The organism is Streptomyces sp. NBC_00726, from assembly GCF_045161735.1.
Lineage (GTDB): Bacteria > Actinomycetota > Actinomycetes > Streptomycetales > Streptomycetaceae > Streptomyces.
In genome coordinates this window covers 6,271,637-6,287,783 of record NZ_CP108983.1, presented here as the reverse complement: position 1 = coordinate 6,287,783, position 16,147 = coordinate 6,271,637, and the positions used below count along the sequence as shown (strand labels likewise).

12 protein-coding genes are annotated in these 16,147 nt (G+C 71.8%); 7 read left to right on the top strand and 5 right to left on the bottom strand.

Annotated features, from left to right (window positions below; translation table 11 throughout):
• Positions 1-181 precede the first annotated feature (181 nt).
• Positions 182-1,372, top strand: coding sequence for a DMT family transporter (locus OG338_RS27930; RefSeq protein WP_405939994.1), 1,191 nt, complete (start codon positions 182-184; stop codon positions 1,370-1,372).
• Here OG338_RS27930 and OG338_RS27925 read toward each other — a convergent pair.
• Together OG338_RS27925 and OG338_RS27920 are read right to left on the bottom strand one after the other, a co-directional pair.
• Complete coding sequence (locus OG338_RS27925; protein WP_405939993.1) at positions 1,342-2,601, bottom strand: transglycosylase family protein; 1,260 nt, start codon at positions 2,599-2,601, stop codon at positions 1,342-1,344. The genes OG338_RS27930 and OG338_RS27925 overlap by 31 nt on opposite strands.
• A 121-nt stretch (positions 2,602-2,722) precedes the next feature.
• Positions 2,723-3,241, bottom strand: coding sequence for a hypothetical protein (locus OG338_RS27920; protein ID WP_405939992.1), 519 nt, complete (start codon positions 3,239-3,241; stop codon positions 2,723-2,725).
• Between the two features lie 586 nt (positions 3,242-3,827).
• Here OG338_RS27920 and OG338_RS27915 point away from each other — a divergent pair.
• Both OG338_RS27915 and OG338_RS27910 read left to right on the top strand, forming a co-directional pair.
• Positions 3,828-6,338: a glycoside hydrolase family 3 C-terminal domain-containing protein gene (locus tag OG338_RS27915; protein WP_405939991.1), complete on the top strand. Its 2,511-nt coding sequence runs from the start codon at positions 3,828-3,830 to the stop codon at positions 6,336-6,338.
• An 8-nt stretch (positions 6,339-6,346) separates the two neighbouring features.
• A complete protein-coding gene (locus OG338_RS27910) occupies positions 6,347-7,444 on the top strand; it encodes a LacI family DNA-binding transcriptional regulator (protein WP_405939990.1) in 1,098 nt (365 codons plus the stop codon).
• Between the two features lie 91 nt (positions 7,445-7,535).
• On the opposite strand, the gene OG338_RS27905 is transcribed toward OG338_RS27910, so the two are convergent.
• On the bottom strand, positions 7,536-8,882 hold the full coding sequence (locus OG338_RS27905) for an ROK family protein (protein WP_405939989.1): 1,347 nt from the start codon (positions 8,880-8,882) through the stop codon (positions 7,536-7,538).
• 145 nt (positions 8,883-9,027) lie between these two features.
• Between OG338_RS27905 and OG338_RS27900 the strand changes: the two genes are divergently transcribed.
• The 4 genes from OG338_RS27900 (at position 9,028) to OG338_RS27885 (ending at position 13,660) form a co-directional block, all read left to right on the top strand.
• Positions 9,028-10,338 (top strand): ABC transporter substrate-binding protein, encoded by a 1,311-nt coding sequence (locus OG338_RS27900; RefSeq protein WP_405939988.1) that lies wholly within the window; start codon positions 9,028-9,030, stop codon positions 10,336-10,338.
• A gap of 10 nt (positions 10,339-10,348) precedes the next feature.
• Positions 10,349-11,359: a carbohydrate ABC transporter permease gene (locus OG338_RS27895; protein ID WP_405939987.1), complete on the top strand. Its 1,011-nt coding sequence runs from the start codon at positions 10,349-10,351 to the stop codon at positions 11,357-11,359.
• A gap of 82 nt (positions 11,360-11,441) precedes the next feature.
• A complete protein-coding gene (locus OG338_RS27890; protein ID WP_405940547.1) occupies positions 11,442-12,281 on the top strand; it encodes a carbohydrate ABC transporter permease in 840 nt (279 codons plus the stop codon).
• Positions 12,282-12,301: 20 nt separating this feature from the next.
• On the top strand, positions 12,302-13,660 hold the full coding sequence (locus OG338_RS27885; protein WP_405939986.1) for a GH1 family beta-glucosidase: 1,359 nt from the start codon (positions 12,302-12,304) through the stop codon (positions 13,658-13,660).
• Between the two features lie 515 nt (positions 13,661-14,175).
• Here OG338_RS27885 and OG338_RS27880 read toward each other — a convergent pair.
• The gene (locus OG338_RS27880; protein ID WP_405939985.1) at positions 14,176-14,718 is read right to left on the bottom strand and encodes a flavoprotein; all 543 of its coding nucleotides are present in this window, start codon (positions 14,716-14,718) and stop codon (positions 14,176-14,178) included.
• Complete coding sequence (locus OG338_RS27875; protein ID WP_405939984.1) at positions 14,715-15,998, bottom strand: helix-turn-helix domain-containing protein; 1,284 nt, start codon at positions 15,996-15,998, stop codon at positions 14,715-14,717. The genes OG338_RS27880 and OG338_RS27875 overlap by 4 nt, the downstream gene beginning before the upstream one ends.
• Positions 15,999-16,147: the final 149 nt, after the last annotated feature.

Here is a 16,147-nt window from a genome sequence, read left to right as displayed (position 1 = left end):
GGTCGGACGGGCACCTCGCGTGTCGGTCCCGTGAAGGCCGCCCCCGGCAAGATCCTTCTGACGTCCGCCGCGCGGAGGACTACCGTCAAGAGGAGGACACCCGGACCACTGCCGTACTACCAGAGCAGTACGCCGGATCGCCGCCTCAGGGACGACGACGCGGCGGCTGGAAAAGGGGATCGTGGTGTACATGAGTTCCCTTGCGCTGTCCGTTCTCCTGTCACTGGTCTCCGCGGTCGCCTACGCGGCCGGGGCGATCGTCCAGGAGCGCGTGGCCACGGCCTCCGACGGCCGCTCGCTCGCCCCGCTGCGCAACCGGGTCTGGTGGGCGGCCGTCACGCTCAACGGGCTGGGTGCCGTCCTGCACGTCGTGGCGCTGGCGTACGGCCCGCTGAGCCTCGTACAGCCGCTGGGAGCGCTCACGATCGTCTTCGCTCTGCCGATGGCCGCGCTGTTCGTACGCCGCAGGGCCGGGGCGACGGCCTGGCGCGGCGCGGTCATGGCGACGGTGGGTCTGGCCGGGCTGCTCGCGCTGACGGGCAGCTCCGACGCGCACAGCCTGGGGGCCCCGCAGCAGCTGATGCTGGCGGTGGTGACCTTCGGCGCGGTGGCGGCGCTGATGCTGCTCTCGCGGGCGATGCGCCGGCCGGTGATGCGCAGTGTGGTGCTGGCCGGGGCGGCGGGCGTCGCGTTCGGCATCGCGTCGGTGTACACGAAGACCGTGGCCATGGAGTGGACGGCGGGCGCCGTGAAGTCGGGGCTCATGCCCCTGCTGGTGATCGCGGCGCTCGCGGGCTCCGGTCTGCTGCTGTCCCAGGCCGCCTACCGGGGCGCGGGTCTGACGGCCCCGCTGGCCACGGTGACCGTGGTGAATCCGGTGGTGGCCGCGGCGGTGGGGATCACGCTGTTCGGCGAGCAGTTCCGGCACGGGGTCACGGGCACGGTGCTGGCCCTGGTGTGCGGGGCGGTCGCGGCCGGCGGGCTGATCATGCTGACCACGGAACGGATGACCGCGGAACGCCTGGCGCCGGGGGCGCCGACGGATGCCGTGGACCCCGGACCGGCCACCGGGTCCGCCCCGGACGGGCCCTCGGCGGTGGGCGAGGAGGCCGGGGATTTCGCCGGGCCCGCCGGACCACCGGTCCCGGCGGGCGTCCCGCCCCGCACGGTGGAGCAGGCGCCGGCCGCCGCAACCGGTCCCGGGGCGGCGGGTCCTCGGACACCCCGCCCGGCGCTGCCCGCACGGATGCCGCCGGCGGGCCTGGCTGGCCGGGTGGGGTTCGGCCCTCCGCCGGGCGCCGCGCGCCGGGCCGCCGCCGGGGAGGCCGGTGACCGGGGCGTTCAGACCTTGACGCCGCCCGCCCTGAGGTAGGCCAGCGGGTCGATGTCGGAGCCGTAGCCGGGGCCGGTGCGGACCTCGAAGTGCAGGTGCGGTCCCGTGACGTTGCCGGTGGCGCCGGAACGGGCGATCCGCTGTCCACCGGTGACGTGCTGCCCGCCGCGCACGAGCAGCGAGGACAGATGCGCGTACTGGCTGTACTTGCCGTCACCGTGCCGGATGACGACCTGATAGCCGTACGGTCCCGCCCAGCCCGCCGATACGACGGTGCCGGCCGCCATCGCCTTGACGGAGGTGCCGGTGGGCACGGGGAAGTCGACGCCCGTGTGGTAGCCGCTGGACCAGGAACCCGCCTGGTGGTACGGAGTGCCGGTGCGGGCCGCGACGGGGGCGGTGAGCCCGCTGTGCTTCTGCGCGTGCCCGGTCTTCTGCGGCTGGGTCTTCTTCGGCTGCGGCTTGGGCGTCTGCTTCTGCTGTGGCTTGGGCGTCTGTACGGGTTTCGGGGCCGCCTTGGACGCCGTCTTCGGTTCGGCCCTGGTCGCCGTCCTCGGCGCGGCCTTCGTGGCCGTCCTGGGCGTTCCGGTCAGGGTCAGGCGCTGGCCGGGGAAGATGAGGTCCGGGTCGTCGCCGACGACCGCGCGGTTCGCCGCGTAGAGCCGCTGCCAGCCGCCCTGGAGGTGCTGGTCGTCCGCGATTCCGGAGAGCGAGTCGCCGGATGTCACGGTGTACGACTCGCGCTTGCCCGGGACCGTGGTCGGTGTGGCCGCGGCCGTGGCCTTCTTGGTCTGCGTGGGGCCGGACGACAACGACGCGCTGTCCGGCTTCTTCGGCGTCGCGACGCTCGCCCTGCGCTCACTCTGCGGGCTGACGTCGGGCGTGGCGCCGCCCCGGGTCAGGCCCGCCTTTCCGGAGCAGACCGGCCAGGCGCCGGGGCCCTGGCCCTCCAGGACCTTCTCCGCGATGGCGATCTGCTGGTCCCTGGTGGCGAGGTCGGCGCGCGCCGCGTAGACCGTGCCGCCGTACGCCGCCCAGGTGGAGCGGGTGAACTGGAGGCCGCCGAAGTACCCGTTGCCGCTGTTGATGTGCCAGTTGCCGGTGGACTCGCAGGCGGCGACCTTCTCCCAGACGTCCGTCGACGCGGCGCCCGCCGAAGCGGCGGTGAGGAGCGGGAGAGCGAGGCCGGCGCCCCCTGCGGTGACGGTGAGCGAAGCCCGGTTGATGCGGCTCGGCTGGTATCTGCGGTGCCGTCCGTTCGCGGCCATGACTTGGCTCCCCCACTGGCTGTAGGACATGTCGCAAGCGGTCAACTTATGTGCAGACAGCGGGTGATGACAAGACCACGGTACGTTTCGGCCATCGCCGCGCGGCGCGGGTGCGGGGCGGTCAGCGCAGGGCGAAGGTGAGCGGCTCGCCCATGCCCAGGGAGCGTTCCGACGCACCGGCGGCCTGGCCGTTGACCCGGGCCGTGATCGTGAGCAGACGGTCCTTTCCGTCTAGGGCCTTTCGTTTGGAGTCCGCGGGCAGTTCCCCCAGCGGCAGGGTGAACGTCTCGGCGAGCAGAGTGCCGTCGTCCGGCGCGGACACGTCCTGCCGGCGGCCGTCGTCGTACCACTGGGTGCGCAGCAACGTGGTCACGGCATGGCGCCGCGAGCCGGAGCAGCCGGCCCCTTCGAGCGGATTGTCCGGTCCCGCCTCGCAGGCGCCGAGCTCGCCCTGGACCTGGGCCTGCGGGTAGCCACTGTGCGAGTGGTTGACGGCGGTGTACGTCACCTCGGTCCAGCGCCCGTGGCCCAGTGCGGCGGGCTCGTCCACGGTGGCGCGGTCGAGCGACAGGGCGGCAGGGCGCACCGACCCGTGCCCGCGTGCGAGGGTCCGGGAACCGTCGGACAGGGTGACGTCCACCGGGAGTTCGTCGCCCTCGACCCGGGGCCTGTCGTCAGACTGGCGTCGTTGCCCGAAGGGCGGCCGCGCGGCGTCAGGTGCGTGCTCTCGGCGTGCCGCGAGAGTGCGTGCATGGCGTCGCGCGGCAGACGCCAGTCTGACGACAGGCCCCGGGGTCCGGCGTGCGGGGTGACGTTCAGGAAGCCGAGCAGGCCGCCCTTCGGCAGGTTCGTCCGGAGCAGCCCGGTCCAGCCGCGCTTGTCCCGGTCGGCGGTGAGCGCGATGACCTTCCAGCCCGCGTCGGACCTCTCCTCCAGCTCCGGAAGGGGGTCGCCGGTGCGGCCGGCTCCGATGTGGACCCGGACGACGACTCCGGGGCGGGTGGGCCCCTCGTTGTCGAGGTGCATCGCCAGCCCGAGGCGGGTGTCCCCCGGCCGGCCGGTGCTTTCCAGCCGGACGGCCACGGGCGGCGAGGCGGACGGCCGAACAGACCCGCCCCTGGCACCCATTGACACGGTCGGCGGCGAGCGGGGACCCTGGGCCCGACAGCTGGGAGAGCGCTCTCCGACATGCGTGGGAGCGCGGTGCACGAAGGAGCATGGCCGCCATGACGGACGAAGAGACCGAACCGCTGCTCGACAAGCTGGACGCGGCACAGAAGGTTCGTCTGCTCACCGGGGCCAGTACCTGGCGCACCTACGCCGAGGCGGCCGCCGGGCTGCGCGCGCTCACCCTCTCCGACGGTCCGGCCGGTGTCCGGGGCGACACCTGGGACGAACGCGAGACCTCACTCGTCCTCCCCTCCCCCACCGCGCTCGCCGCCTCCTGGGACGAACGGCTGCTGACGGACCTCGGCGCTCTACTCGCCTCCGAGGCGCGGCGCAAGGGCGTCGACGTGCTCCTGGCCCCCACGCTCAATCTGCACCGTTCCCCGCTGGGCGGCCGGCACTTCGAGTGCTTCTCGGAAGACCCGCTGCTCACCGGCCGCACCGGCGCGGCGCTGATCCGGGGCATCCAGTCGGGCGGGGTCGCCGCCACCGCGAAGCACTTCGTCGGCAACGACGCCGAGACGGACCGGCTGACCGTCGACATCCGTATGGATGAACGCACCCTGCGCGAGGTGTATCTCGCCCCGTTCGAGGAAGCCGTCGCGGCCGGGGTCTGGGCCGTCATGTCCGCGTACAACCAGGTCGACGGCGTCACCATGTCCGCCTCACCGCTCCTGGAACACCCGCTCAAGGACGACTGGGGCTTCGACGGCCTCGTGGTCTCCGACTGGGGCGGTGTGCGGACCCTCCTCGACGCCGCGCGCTCCGGCCAGGACCTGGCGATGCCGGGCCCGGACGGCCCCTGGGCGGCCGGTCTGCTCGCGGCGCTCGAAGCGGGCCTGGTCCCCGCCGAAGCCGTGGACGACAAGGTGCGCAGACTGCTGCGGCTGGCCCGCCGGGTGGGCGCGCTCGGCCCGGACCGCCCGGCGCGCAGGCCCGCGACGACCCCGGAGGCCGGGCGCGCCCTGCTGCGCCGGGCCGTGTCCGCCGGTGCGGTGCTGCTGCGCAACGAGGGCGGGGTGCTGCCGCTCGACGCGTCGGCGCTGAGGTCCGTGGCCGTGATCGGGCCGCACGCCACCGCCGTACGCATCCAGGGCGGGGGCAGCGCGGAGGTGTTCCCGGAGCATGTGGTCACCCCGCTGGCCGGGATCGAGCGGGAGCTTCACGGGGTCGCGGCGGTGACGTACCGGCCGGGTCTTCCCCCGTCCGGCCGGCCCGAACCGCTCGGGCGCGACCGGGCCCGCGATCCGCGTGACGGCGAGCCCGGGGTGCTGGTGCGGCTGCTCGACGCGGACGGGGCCGAACTCCACGCGGAGCACCGGCTGTCCGGGCGGATCGTGGAGCCCTCGGTGCCGGCCGGGGACGCGGCGTTCGTCGAGATCCGGACGCTCCACCGGCCCGCCGGGGGCGGCAGCTGGACCTGGGCGGTGGGCGGCTGGGGCGACATCTCGCTCTCCGTCGACGGGCAGGAGGTGCTGTCCGGCACCTTCCCGCTGGACAGCGACGACCCGACCCGGGTGCACGTCGCCCCGCCGCTCCACACGGCCCGCGCGGAGATGACGGCGGGCCGCGAGGTGGAGGTCGTCGCGCGCCGTTCGCTCGCCCCGGGATCGGGGGTCGCGACGGTCCTCGCCGCCGCCCCGCCCGCCGGTGACGGGGACGCCGCGCTCGCCGAAGCGGTCGCCGCCGCACGCGCGGCCGACGTGGCGGTGGTGGTCGTGGGCACAACGGAGCAGAGCGAGTCCGAGGGCCACGACCGGGAGAGCCTGGACCTGCCGGAGGGCCAGGACGCGCTGGTGCGGGCGGTGGCGCGGGCCAACCCGCGCACCGTCGTCGTGGTCAACGCGGGCGGCCCGGTCGCCCTGCCCTGGCACACCCGGGTGCCCGCGCTGCTGCTCACCTGGTTCCCGGGCCAGGAGGCCGGGGACGGGCTGGCCGACGTGCTGTTCGGGCACGCCGAGCCCGGCGGCCGGCTGCCGACCACCTGGGCCGCCGCCCAGGACGACGTACCGGTGCTCGGGACCGCGCCCGACGGCGACGGGCGGCTGCACTACACGGAGGGCCCGCACATCGGCTACCGGGCCTGGCTGCGGTCGGGGGCCGCTCCGGCGTACTGGTTCGGCCACGGGCTCGGGTACACCGGCTGGGCGTACGAGGAGCTGACGGCCCCGGCGGCGGTGCGGGCCGGGGAGCCCTTCGACGTACGGGTGCGGGTGCGGAACACCGGGCGGCGGCGCGGGCGGGAGGTGGTGCAGGTCTACCTGGCGCGGAGCGGGTCCGCCGTGGAGCGGCCGGTGCGCAAGCTCATCGGTTACGCGGCGGTCGTGGCGGAGCCCGGGGAGAGCGCGGTCGCGGCGGTCCGGGTGGACGGGCGGGCGCTGGCCCACTGGTCGCCCGGGGGGCGCCGCTGGGAGACGGAGGCGGGTGCGTTCACGCTGCTCGGGGGCCGTTCGGCGGGCGATCTGCCGCTCACCGCGCGGATCGTGGCGGGGCCGGGTGCGGACTCGGCCGGGAAAGGATCCGGTAACGGTTCGGAGCACGATGGAGAGCGCTCTCCGCTGATGCTATAAATGCGCTCATGACGGATGATCTGCGACCGGCCGGAACACCCACCCTTGAGGACGTGGCGAGGGCGGCCGGTGTGTCCCGCGCCACCGTCTCCCGGGTGATCAACGGCGTACGGAATGTCGACCCGGTGATTCAGGAGGCGGTGCGCCGCGCGGTCGCCTCCACCGGCTACGCGCCCAACCGCGCGGCGCGCTCGCTGGTGACCCGGCGCACCGACGCCATCGCGCTGGTGGTGTCGGGCGCGGGCGTCGAGCCGGAGACAGAGGCGGCGGAGGACGCGCCGGCGGACGAGGCGGAGGGCGGCGAGGGGGCGTCGTTCACCGGGCAGGTCTTCGCCGACCCGTTCTTCGGGCGGGTGGTGACCGGAGTCGTCAACTATCTGCGGCCGCGCGGAATGCACCCGGTCCTGATGTTCGCCGAGACGTCACGGGCGCGGGAGGACGTGGTGGCGTTCCTGCGCCAGGGCAGCGCGGACGGCGCGCTCGTCGTCTCGACGCACGCGGAGGACCCGCTGCCGGGCATGCTGACGGACGCGGGGCTGCCCGCCGTGCTGTACGCGCGCCCGGCACGGGCGGCCCGGATCAGCTATGTCGACGTCGCCCATCAGGACGGCGCACGACTGGCCGCCGAGCATCTGCTGGCCCGGGGCTGCCGCCGGATCGCGACCATCACCGGACCGCTCGACGTGCCCGCGGTGCAGGAGCGGCTGGCCGGCTTCCGGGACGCGATGACGCAGAACGGGCACCCCTACATCGCGATCGCCGAGGGGCGGTTCACGCAGGAGAGCGGCGAGACCGCGATGGAGCGGCTGCTGGCCGAACATCCGGATCTGGACGGGGTGTTCGCGGCCAACGACCTGATGGCCACGGGCGCCTGCCACATCCTGCGGGAGCGCGGCAAGCGGGTCCCGGAGGACGTCGCGGTGATCGGCTTCGACGACAGCAGCGCGGCCCTGGCCTGCCGTCCGCCACTGACCACGGTCCGCCAGCCGGTGGAGGCGATGGCCGCCGAGATGGCCCGGCTGCTGATCGAGCGGCTGGGCAAGCCGGAGGGCGCCGCGACGTCCGTGATCTTCGAGCCGTCGCTGGTGGTGCGGGACTCGGCGTAGGGCGCGTCCGTGAAGCCCCGCCCGGCCTGCGGGCGTACGACGGGACTTTCCGGACACGCCCTGGGAGCCGCGGTCCGCCGGAGAGCCCCGCTCACCCCGTCCGGGGCCGTTCCCTGCCGCGTACGGCGTCCGCCGGGGTGCGGAGCGCCGCCGGGGCCGTGGGGGCCGGGCGGGTCACCGGGGCGGGGCGGCTGCCGCCGCGTGCCAGGAAGTCGGCCAGGGGCAGGGTCGCCGCGCCGACCGTGACCGCGTCCGGGCCGAGGCGGCCCATCTCGATGGTGGTCCGGGCCGCGGCGTGCTTCAGCGCGTACTCCTGGGCGTACCGCCGGATGTCGGGCAGCAGATGCGGGCCGATCAGGAGGCCCGCCCAGCCGCCGAGCAGGATGCGCTCGGGCAGGAAGAGGTTGATCAGGTCGCCCAGCGCGGCGCCCAGGCACTCGGCGGTCTCGTCGAGGAGCGCGACCGCCACCGGGTCGGGCTCGGCCCCGGGGGGCGGGTAGGCGGCGCCGAGGAGCGCGGCGAGCGCGGTCTCGTCGTCGGCGTCGGCGGGCAGCGGGCCGCCCGCCTCGTGCCAGCGCTCGCGCATCGCCTCGGCACCCGCGTAAGCCTCCAGGCAGCCGATCGAGCCGCAGCGGCAGCGCCGGCCGCGCAGCTGCACGGTGCTGTGGCCCCACTCCAGGGCCTGGCTGCTGCGGTCCTCGTCCAGGAGTGCGCCGTGATTGACGCAGGCGCCGACGCCGGAGCCGATGAGCGCTATCGCGGAGGCTCCCGCGCCGCGCCCGCCGCCGAACCACATCTCGGCCTGGCCGAGCGTCTTGGCGCCGTTGTCGATGAAGAACGGGACCTCGGGCGGCACTCGCACGGCGTCCCTGAGCAGCCGCTCGAAGGGGACGGCGCTCCAGTCGATGGTCTGGCCGTGGACGACGGAGCCCACGTCGCCGACGGAGCCGTCCGGTGCGTGGCGCTCGATGATGCCGGGGACGCCGATCCCGATGCCGAGCAGCCGGTGCGGGTCGGCGCCGGCGTCCCGCAGCACGTCGGCGACGCCGCTGCGGACATGGCCGACGATGCGGTCCACGTCGTAGCCGTGCTGGGCGAGCAGCCGCTCGGTGCGGGCGAGTTCGGTCAGGGAGAGGTCGAAGAGCTCCACCCTGATCCGGGTCTCACCGATGTCGATGCCGATGAGGAGGCCGCCGCCGGGGGCGACGCGCAGCAGGGTGCGGGGGCGGCCGCCGTCGGAGTCCACGACCCCGGCCTCCTCCAGGAGATTCTCCGCGGAGAGCTCCGCGACGACGTTGCTGATGGAACCCGAACTCAGCCCGGTCGCCGGACCGAGCTCCTGGCGGCTCAGCGGGCCGTCGAAATACAACCGTTGCAATACCCGCGACCGGTTGCCGCGTCGCAGGTCACGCACGGTCCGTCTGTTGCGCTCAGCCATGTGGCTCCTTCCCTGGCGGAAACATACCGCGACCCCGGGACTTGACGCGACCTTCTCTCACCTCTTAAATCACGTCATAAATTAAGTCCTGAAGGTCGTTCGGTTCTCGAACACAGCCTTCCTCCCCGGAAAGGGGCCATCCCGTATGCGCACCATCAGAGCCGCGGCAGCCGTCACCCTCGCGATCTCCATAGCCGCCGGTGTCACCGGCTGCGGAGGCGGCACGTCCTCGGGCGGCAGCAACGATTCGCCGAAGACCCTCACGTACTGGGCCTCCAACCAGGGACCCAGCATCGAGGCCGACAAGAAGATCCTGACGCCCGAGCTGAAGAAGTTCGAGGAGCAGACCGGCATCAAGGTCAAGCTGGAGGTCGTGCCGTGGGCCGACCTGCTCAACCGGATCCTCGCCGCCACCACGTCCGGTCAGGGCCCGGACGTCCTGAACATCGGCAACACCTGGTCGGCGTCGCTCCAGGCGACCGGCGCGCTGCTCCCCTGGAGCGAGGAGAACTTCGACGCGATCGGCGGCCGTGACCGGTTCGTCGACTCGGCGGTCGCCTCGGCCGGCGCGGAGGGCCAGGACCCCGCCGCGGTCCCGCTGTACTCACTCGCGTACGCCCTCTACTACAACAAGAAGAGCTTCGCCGAGGCCGGCATCGAGAAGCCCCCGGCCACCTGGGACGAGCTGGTCGCGGACGGCAAGAAGCTCTCCAAGGACGGCAAGTGGGGGCTGGGCGCCGAGGGCTCGAACCTCTCCAACAACATCCACCAGACGTTCGTCCTGGGCCAGCAGCACGGCGCCGACTTCTTCGACGCCGACGGCAAGCCGACCTTCACCTCGGACGGCGCGGTCGCGGCCGTGAAGCAGTACATCGACTTCATGGCCAAGGACAAGATCATCGCCCCGGGCAACGCGGAGTACGCCCAGAACCAGTCCCTGACGGACTTCGCCAAGGGCAAGACCGCGATGGTGCTGTGGCAGGCCGCGGCCTCCACCTTCGCCTCGCAGGGCATGAAGCCCGAGGACTGGGGCGCGGCCCCCGTCCCGGTCGCGTCCGGCACCCCCGGCCAGGGCAAGAACACCAACTCCATGGTCGCCGGCATCAACATGGCGGTGTTCAAGAACACCAAGAACCTCGACGGCGCCAAGAAGTTCGTGAAGTTCATGACGAGCGACGACGAGCAGAAGCTCCTCAACAAGACCTACGGGTCGATCCCGCCGGTCAAGACCGCCCAGGCGGACGAGGCGTTCTCGGCGCCCGACCTCGCGGTCCTGCGCGACACGCTGGCCAAGAGCGCGGCCCCGCTGCCGCAGGTCCCCAACGAGTCGCAGTTCGAGACCGCCGTCGGCACCGCGGTCAAGGAGCTGTGGGCCGACGCAGCGGCCGGCCGCCCCGTGACCACCGAATCCGTCAAGGCGCGCCTGGAAAAGGCCCAGCAGACGATGCAGCAGTAAGGCTCCCTTCATGACCGCCACCGTGACCACCGACAGCCTGACGGACAAGTCGGACAGGGTGACGAGCCGGGGCAGCGGGGGTGCGCGCAGGAGACTGCCGCGCATCCCCGACCGGATCCGCCAGGGCGGACTGCCCTATCTCCTGCTCCTGCCGGCCGTCCTGCTCGAACTCCTCGTCCATGTGATTCCGATGATCATCGGAATCGTGATGAGCTTCCGCCAGTTCACGCAGTTCTACATCAACAACTGGGGCGGGGCGCCCTGGAGTGGCTTCGACAACTACAAGATCGCCGTCGACGTCAACGCCCCGATCGGCGAGGCACTGCTTCACTCGTTCTTCGTCACCTGCGTCTTCACGTTCTTCGCCGTCGGCCTGGCGTGGCTGTTCGGGGTCGCGGCGGCGATCATGCTCCAGGAGAACTTCCGCGGCAGGGGCTTCCTCCGGGCGATCTTCCTCGTCCCGTACGCCCTGCCGGTCTACGCGGCCGTGATCACCTGGGCCTTCATGTTCCAGCGCGACAACGGCCTGATCAACCACGTGCTCCACGACCAGCTCGGGCTCACCGACCAGCCGTCGTTCTGGCTGATCGGCGACAACAGCATCTACGCGCTGATCATCGTCTCGGTCTGGAAGGGCTGGCCCTTCGCCTTCCTGATCGTGATGGCCGGGCTCCAGAACATCCCGCGCGAGCTGTACGAGGCCGCCTCCATCGACGGCGCCGGCATCTGGCAGCAGATCCGCAAGATCACGCTGCCGTCGCTGCGCCCGGTCAACCAGGTCCTGGTGCTCGTCCTGTTCCTGTGGACGTTCAACGACTTCAACACCCCGTACGTGCTCTTCGGAAAGGCCGCCCCGGAGAACGCGGATCTCATCTCGATCCACATCTACCAGTCCTCGTTCGTCACCTGGAACTTCGGCACCGGCTCCGCGATGTCCGTGCTCCTGCTCCTGTTCCTGCTGGTCGTGACGGCCGTCTACCTGTTCATCACCTCACGCGGAAGGAAGGGTGCCGATGCCTAGCCATGCCCAGCCGTCCGTACTGCCGGCGAAGACGGGGACGCTGCCGGCGAAGACGGGAGCGCGGAAGCGGACCCGCTCGCCGATGGCCGCGCCGCAGTCCTTCCTGTGGGCCCGCCGCGCCATCCTGACCTTCCTGGCCGTCTTCGCGCTGCTGCCCGTCTATGTGATGATCAGCAGCTCGCTCAAGCCGCTCCAGGACGTGTCGGGGAAGTTCCACTGGATCCCGTCGGGGCTGACCGTGCAGCCCTACTTCGACATCTGGGACACCGTCCCGCTCGCCCGGTACTTCGTCAACTCGCTGATCGTGGCGGGCGCGGCGACGGTCCTCTCGGTGATCATCGCGGTGTTCTCGGCGTACGCGGTGAGCCGCTACAAGTTCCGCGGCAAGCGGGTCTTCACCGTCACCGTGCTCTCCACCCAGATGTTCCCGGGCATCCTCTTCCTGCTGCCGCTGTTCCTCATCTTCGTGAACATCGGCAACAGCACGGGCGTCGCCCTGTACGGCTCGCGCGGCGGTCTGATCCTCACGTATCTGACGTTCTCGCTGCCGTTCTCCATCTGGATGCTCATCGGCTACTTCGACTCGATCCCCCGGGATCTGGACGAGGCCGCGCTCGTCGACGGCTGCGGGCCGATCCGCGCCCTGTTCAAGGTCGTGGTGCCGGCCGCGGTGCCGGGCATCGTCGCCGTCGCCGTGTACGCGTTCATGACGGCGTGGGGCGAGGTCCTCTTCGCCTCCGTCATGACCAACGACACGACCCGCACCCTGGCCGTCGGCCTCCAGGGCTACGCCACCCAGAACGACGTGTACTGGAACCAGGTCATGGCCGCCTCGCTCGTCGTCAGCGTGCCGATCGTCGCCGGCTTCCTGCTCCTCCAGCGCTATCTGGTGGCCGGCCTGACCGCGGGAGCCGTCAAGTGACCACACCGGAAAGGAAGTCCGTGAACGACCTCAGCGCCCTGCCGGCCGGCTTCACCTGGGGCGTCGCGACCGCCGCGTACCAGATCGAGGGAGCGGTGGCCGAGGACGGCCGTGCCCCCTCCATCTGGGACACCTTCTCGCACACCCCGGGCAAGGTGGCCGGCGGCGACACCGGCGACGTGGCCTGCGACCACTACCACCGGGTCCCGGAGGACATCGGCCTGATCAAGGAGGTGGGCGCGAACGCGTACCGCTTCTCGCTCGCCTGGCCGCGCATCGTGCCCGGCGGCGACGGACCGGTCAACGCGGCCGGCCTCGACTTCTACGACCGGCTGGTGGACGGGCTCCTGGAGGCCGGGATCACCCCGTTCGCCACGCTCTACCACTGGGACCTGCCGCAGGCGCTCCAGGACCGGGGCGGCTGGACCGTACGGGAGACCGCGGAGCACTTCGCCACCTACACCTCGGCCGTCGTGGAACGCCTCGGGGACCGGGTCAAGGACTGGGCGACCCTCAACGAGCCCCTGTGCTCGGCGTGGATCGGCCACCTGGAGGGCACGATGGCACCGGGTCTCACCGACCTGACCGCCGCCGTCCGGGCCTCCTGCCACCTGCACCTGGGCCACGGCCTCGCGGTGCGGGCGATCCGGGGCATCTCCCCCGACGCCCGGGTCGGCATCGTCAACAACCTCAGCCCCGTGGAGGCGGCCACCGACCGCGAGGCGGACCGGGCGGCGGCGGTGCGCGGCGACGGGCACATCAACCGCTGGTGGCTCGACCCGATCCTCGGGCGCGGCTACCCGCAGGACATGGTGGACCTGTACGGAGTCGAACTCCCCCTCCAGGACGGCGACATGGAGCTCATCTCCGCGCCGCTGGACTGGCTGGGCGTCAACTACTACTTCCGCCAGGTCGTCACCGCCGACCCGTCCGGCCCGGTCCCGCACGCCAAGCAGGTGTACCTGCCCGGGTCCCGCCACACCCACATGGACTGGGAGGTGCACGCGCAGGGCCTGGAGCAGCTGCTGCTGCGCCTCACCGAGGAGTACGGCGCCGAGCGCATCTACGTCACGGAGAATGGCTCGGCCTACCAGGACGTCGTGCTCGCCGACGGGTCCGTGCACGACCCCGAGCGCACGCAGTACCTGGAGGAACACCTCGCGGCCTGCGCCCGCGCCGTCCGCAAGGGCGCCCCGCTGGCCGGCTACTTCGCCTGGTCGCTCCTGGACAACTTCGAGTGGGCGTACGGCTACGACAAGCGGTTCGGCCTGGTCCACGTCGACTACGCGACCCAGCGCCGCACGGTCAAAACCAGCGGCCGCCGTTACGCGGAACTGATCCGCGAAGCGACGACCCCCCGCCCCCGCAAGGCCGCCTGACACCCATCAGACACACCGGCAGCCCCCGGCCGCGACGGACCACCGCCGCCGCCGGGGGTTTCGGGGTGCGGGATGTCGGGGCCAGCGGACTTTTAATCCATCGGCCGTGGGTTCGATTCCCCCATGGCCCAGCCGGTCGGCCCTCGAAGTCCGTCGCACCCCTTGAGCTGGGGTTTTGTGACGACTACTAGAATCCAAGCGTGGGCGGCCGGGCACCGCTGTGTCCGGGTCCCGCTCGGGTAACCGGACACGGCGGCGCCCGGCCGCCCTCCCCTTCAACTATCGCAGGCGACGACCTGTTTCGAGACCCTGCTCGGGCTGATGCGCCTCGGGACATCCGAGCTTGGCGTGCACCTTCGCGAGATCAAGCGCACTTGTCAGCATCATGCGACAACATGAGGAACACAGCTTGAAAATACAACTGGCCAATCGGGGTGGGTCAGGAGCCGCCCACGCGGGTGCCACAACCGGCGGGCCGCTGCGGTGACCACCCCGTCGTCCTCCCAGAACAGCGATCATCTTCCGGAGGAAGATGCGATCTTGCCTTCCAACAGCTCCAGCGCTTCCTCCCACCGGAAGCGGTCCGCTCCACCGCCCGTCTTCGGTGGGTGCGGCTCGTACGACCCGATCAGTACGCCCATCTCGCGGAGCTGGTTCAGGCTTCGGCCGTATGCCGGGTGGGCGGCCATGGCCGTGTTCACGTACGGGAGGACGGCAGTCGGGATGCCGAACCCGTATGCCTCGCACAGGATGCCGAGGGCCAGGGTGTCGGCGATGCCGGCCGTCCATTTGTTGATCGTGTTGAAGGTGGCGGGCGCGACGGCGATGGCGTCGGCGGGCGGGAGTGGGCGCGGGTCGCCGGGACTGCGCCAGGCCGAGCGGATCGGGTAGCCGGTCTGGGCCTCGATCGCTTCCGTGTCGAGGAAGCCGAGCCCCTGGGGCGTGGCTACGACCCCGACGCCCCAGCCCCTGTCCTGTGCGGCGGTGATCAGCTTGTGGGCGTCGCCCGCGATACCGGCTGCGCAGACCACGACGTACAGGAAGGGTTGTGTCGTCACGCTGGGGCTCCCAGTCGTCGGCTCAGGAGGTGGAGTGCGGGCAGCGTACGTCGCCGGTCGCGGGCGGCCATGTCGACCACCAGGTCGCGGACCGCGGGGCGGCGTACGTCTTGGGCGGCGCAGGATTCGGCGATACGGAGGGCCTGGTAGCCCTCTGCGAGTCGGCCCTGCTGGTTGTACGCGCGGGCTGCTTCGACCCACAGGGCCGCTCGGCGTTCGGGGACGGGGATGTGCCGCCGCATGAGGGGCGCGGCGGTGTTCAGGGCGATGCCCGCATCACCGAGGGCGACCGCGGCGCTCACGGTGTGAAGGGAGAGGTTGGTGGGGCTGAAGTTCGCCCAGGCGTCGGGCTGGTCGAGTGCGACGTAGCGGGCGACGTTCCGGGCTTCGTCGAGGAATTCGCGTGTAGCTGCGCGATCTCCGGCCGTGCTGGCGGCTGTGACTCCCCGGAGGAGGAGTAGCCCCACAGCGGCCAGGTAGCGAGGGGACCGTTGGTCGTACGCGCCGGCGAGCTGGCCCGCCGTGTGCCGGACGAGAGTGACGGCCTGGGTGGTGTGTTTTTCTCTGGTCAGGACGTGGGCGTGTACGCGGACGCTGGAGGCGAGGACGACGGGGTCGCCGGAGCGCTCGGCTTCGGAGAGGGCGCGGCCTACCGCGAGCCAGGCGTTGCCGTGGTCGCCCTGCTTGAGCAGCAGGCTGGTCGAGGTCTGATACGCGGTGGCCAGGAGTCCACACGCTTCGGTCGCGTTGCGGTGGTCGGCTGCGGCCTCTCGCAGGTCGGTGAGCAAGGCGGGCAGGACGGTTTCCAGCTGTGCGTAGTCGCACATGGAGAACAGGCGCCGGGCGGCGGCGACGCGTGACTCCAGAGAGGCTGTGTCCGAGGCTCCTGCCTGAGCGGACGCAATCTGCGGTCCGGGAAGAAGGGCGCGGACGAGGTCGGCGTGGGCAGCCGTGGCAGGTGCGGTGTGGGCCGTGAAGGAGGCGATGCTCACGGCGAGGAAGGTGCGGCGGCGCATGTCTTCTGTCTCGGGATCGTCGGTCGGTTCTGTGGACGGGCCGGTAGCGCTCAGGCCGAGGAGGCTTAAGGGGATGCCGAGTTCGGCTGCGACTGCACGTAAGACCCGGGTGTCTTCCGTACCCCGCCCGTTCTCCAGGCGGCTGAGCTTCGACTGGTGGTAGCCCAGGGCAGTGGCAACGTCCGTCTGCGAGCGGCCGGCGCGCTGGCGGGCGTGCTTGATCGCCGCGCCGATCGTCTCGGCTTCGGTCTTCACGTCTGCCATCCATGCCCTTCCGTCCTCACCGAGCATGCCCTTGTGAACGAGCGTAGGCGAGCGGTGCAGGGGCTTCATGCAGCTTCTGCATAGACGATGCGGTACGGGCACAGGGCATCGCGAACTGCGTCGTGAGCGCGGTTTCTTGGGGTGGTCGC

What these genes read in the sequence shown, in the direction of transcription:
- OG338_RS27925 (WP_405939993.1), bottom strand. Translation starts at nt 2,601, where the DNA reads ATGGCCGCGAACGGACGGCACCGCAGATACCAGCCGAGCCGCATCAAC.
- OG338_RS27915 (WP_405939991.1), top strand. Translation starts at nt 3,828, where the DNA reads ATGACGGACGAAGAGACCGAACCGCTGCTCGACAAGCTGGACGCGGCA.
- OG338_RS27910 (WP_405939990.1), top strand. Translation starts at nt 6,347, where the DNA reads ATGACGGATGATCTGCGACCGGCCGGAACACCCACCCTTGAGGACGTG.
- OG338_RS27905 (WP_405939989.1), bottom strand. Translation starts at nt 8,882, where the DNA reads ATGGCTGAGCGCAACAGACGGACCGTGCGTGACCTGCGACGCGGCAAC.
- OG338_RS27900 (WP_405939988.1), top strand. Translation starts at nt 9,028, where the DNA reads ATGCGCACCATCAGAGCCGCGGCAGCCGTCACCCTCGCGATCTCCATA.
- OG338_RS27895 (WP_405939987.1), top strand. Translation starts at nt 10,349, where the DNA reads ATGACCGCCACCGTGACCACCGACAGCCTGACGGACAAGTCGGACAGG.
- OG338_RS27890 (WP_405940547.1), top strand. Translation starts at nt 11,442, where the DNA reads ATGGCCGCGCCGCAGTCCTTCCTGTGGGCCCGCCGCGCCATCCTGACC.
- OG338_RS27875 (WP_405939984.1), bottom strand. Translation starts at nt 15,998, where the DNA reads ATGGCAGACGTGAAGACCGAAGCCGAGACGATCGGCGCGGCGATCAAG.